Source organism: Lactobacillus kalixensis DSM 16043 (genome assembly GCF_001434335.1).
GTDB classification, from domain to species: domain Bacteria; phylum Bacillota; class Bacilli; order Lactobacillales; family Lactobacillaceae; genus Lactobacillus; species Lactobacillus kalixensis.
Genome location: NZ_AZFM01000069.1, coordinates 1 through 2,336, shown reverse-complemented (window position 1 = coordinate 2,336; position 2,336 = coordinate 1). Strand labels below are relative to the sequence as shown.

The following is a 2,336-nucleotide window of genomic DNA, read 5'->3' as shown; positions in this document are numbered from 1 at the left end:
GAATTAAGGTTAGACTAATGGTTTATAACCTACCGCAAAAATATTGACACTTACCACGAACAATTAGACTATACATGAAAAAACTGATAATTTTACCCATAGAAGTAAAATTATCAGTTTTATTTTTACCAAGTTATTCTAAAGATTTTGTTCTTCTCTGTTGGTAATTTTTCTTTATGCTTCAATTCGAATATCAGTTGACTTGTCCCAATCTTCAGGAAGTTTACCAACTTCTTTTAACTTATCAACGATTTGATCAAGAACGATTTCACGGTCTTTTTCAGAAGACATGAAGTCTAACTTGTCACCGTCAATTTCCATCTTAGGTGAGTAATCGTACTTTTCATACCAAGGCTTGTAGTAGCGGAGCAAGCGCTTGTAGTAGTCTTCCAAAGTTGAATCATAACTAAGCTGTTCATACGGACGCCCACGCTTCTGAATTCGCTTGATCATCGTGTCATATGAAACGTTGATATGAACAAGCAAGTCAGGGTTCTTCTTCGGCATGCGATCGAGTTCACCCATCATGTTGTGGAGTAATTCATAGTAAGTATCAACTTCTTCTGTAGTAGCACGACCGATGTCGGCGTTCATTTGGAAGAAAAGGGCATCTTCGTAGATTGAACGGTCAAGAACATTGTTATCTTGAGTCAATGCTTCTTTAATACTGTGGAAGCGCGTATTTAAGAAATATACTTGCAATAAGAATGCGTACTTTTCAGGATCAGCGTAGAAGAGTGGCAAGACAGGGTTGTCATCAACACTTTCGTAGAATGGCTTGGTTCCCAAATAGTTTGCTAAAATACCTGTTAAACTGGATTTACCGGCTCCAATTGGCCCGCTTAAAACAATAACTGTCATCACGTTCCTTCTTTTTTATTTCATTCAACAAGACTATAAGTTGCCGATTTCGCGCAATTTATTGTCTATTTCACTTAAAACTTCTTTTTTGGCATCTTCATCGATTACAAAGTCGAGATCGTCACCGTTGATCTCCATCTTAGGGGATGCATCGTAGTGCTTGTACCAAGGTTCGTAGTAGCGAAGAAGTCTTGCGTAGTAGTCCTTAAGACCAGGATCAGTAGAGAGTTGCTCGTAAGAACGCCCACGCTTCTCGATACGTTCAAGCATTGTGTCAAGAGAGACATGGATGTAGATCAAAAGATCCGGCTTCTTACTTGGACTGCCTGGTGTATCTTCCATCATGTTCTCAAGCAAATCATCGTAGATCTTGAATTCAGTTGGATCAGCGACCTTGCTATCAGCATTCATCTTGAAAAAGAGGGCATCTTCGTAAATAGAACGGTCAGATACACTATTTTTTTCACGAACGGCTTGATTAATCTGTGCCAAACGGTGGTTGAGCAAGTAGGTATTGAGCAAGAAGGTGTAGCGCTTCATGTCCTTGTAGTAGAGTGGCAAGACAGGGTTGTTGTCGACACCTTCGTAGAAAGCTTGAGTTCCTAAGTGCTCAGCTAAGATACTGGTTAAACTGGATTTACCGGCTCCAATTGGCCCACTTAAAACAATAACTTTAATCACATTCTTTCTGATTCTTAAATACTAGATATAGACAATAAGATATTTTAATACGAGATATTGTGTGTCACAAGCGATTTTTTAATTATGTTTCACGTTGAAAAGTCAAGAGTTTTGGATGTTATTTTTGAAAAATAATGTGCGCTTTGAGACAAAAAAATGCTGAACTTTGCTAAAACAAAATCCAACATTTTTTGAATAAAACTATTTTTCTTTATTGTTTGAGCCTTTACGAATATACCATCCTATCAGATAGCATGAAATTAAGGCGAGTAAAGGCTGAATGAAAGAAATAAGATCTAACTCATTTCTACGAACCCAAAAGCAAATAAAGAATAATATGTATGGTATTAAAAATTCTGCAGTAAACTTAGCGATAATTTTCTTTGATTCCATGTTAATCCACATTGAGCTATTTAGATAATTGATTGTCTAGCAAATAATATAGCATCGTTTTTCTTATTTCAATGTAGTTGGCAGAGATTATTAATTTTGGCTACAAATGGCATCTAATGTACTTTTCAATCTTCCCCTTAACTATTTTAAAGAAAAATTAATATTATCTGATAAAATATTAATTAAAAAGTTGATTTATATAGGAGGGGTAAGCATGATTGATGATCTTACGATTAGTAGAGTGTTAAAACAAACGCGAAAATCCTTGGGCTTAACACAAAAAAAATTTATCCATGGCGTAGTTACCACTTCATTTTATTCAAAAGTTGAGCGAGGAATAAATAAAGGCCGATTGTAAAATGAAGTTGGACACTATGTCCTAAATTAAAAAAGGTCATTTG

The 2,336-nt window shown here is 35.9% G+C and carries 3 protein-coding genes; 1 reads left to right on the top strand and 2 read right to left on the bottom strand.

Annotated elements, in window-relative coordinates; all coding sequences use genetic code 11:
• Positions 1-174 precede the first annotated feature (174 nt).
• Together FC46_RS09675 and FC46_RS09670 are read right to left on the bottom strand one after the other, a co-directional pair.
• Positions 175-861: a deoxynucleoside kinase gene (locus FC46_RS09675; RefSeq protein ID WP_057800204.1), complete on the bottom strand. Its 687-nt coding sequence runs from the start codon at positions 859-861 to the stop codon at positions 175-177.
• 33 nt (positions 862-894) lie between these two features.
• Positions 895-1,542, bottom strand: a complete 648-nt coding sequence (locus tag FC46_RS09670) for a deoxynucleoside kinase (RefSeq protein WP_057800202.1) — start codon at positions 1,540-1,542, stop codon at positions 895-897.
• Between the two features lie 607 nt (positions 1,543-2,149).
• Between FC46_RS09670 and FC46_RS10185 the strand changes: the two genes are divergently transcribed.
• Positions 2,150-2,293, top strand: a complete 144-nt coding sequence (locus FC46_RS10185) for a hypothetical protein (RefSeq protein ID WP_157046839.1) — start codon at positions 2,150-2,152, stop codon at positions 2,291-2,293.
• Positions 2,294-2,336: the final 43 nt, after the last annotated feature.

Excerpts from the sequence above, each read along its gene's own strand:
- FC46_RS10185 (WP_157046839.1), top strand. The coding sequence starts at position 2,150 with ATGATTGATGATCTTACGATTAGTAGAGTGTTAAAACAAACGCGAAAA.
- FC46_RS09675 (WP_057800204.1), bottom strand. The coding sequence starts at position 861 with ATGACAGTTATTGTTTTAAGCGGGCCAATTGGAGCCGGTAAATCCAGT.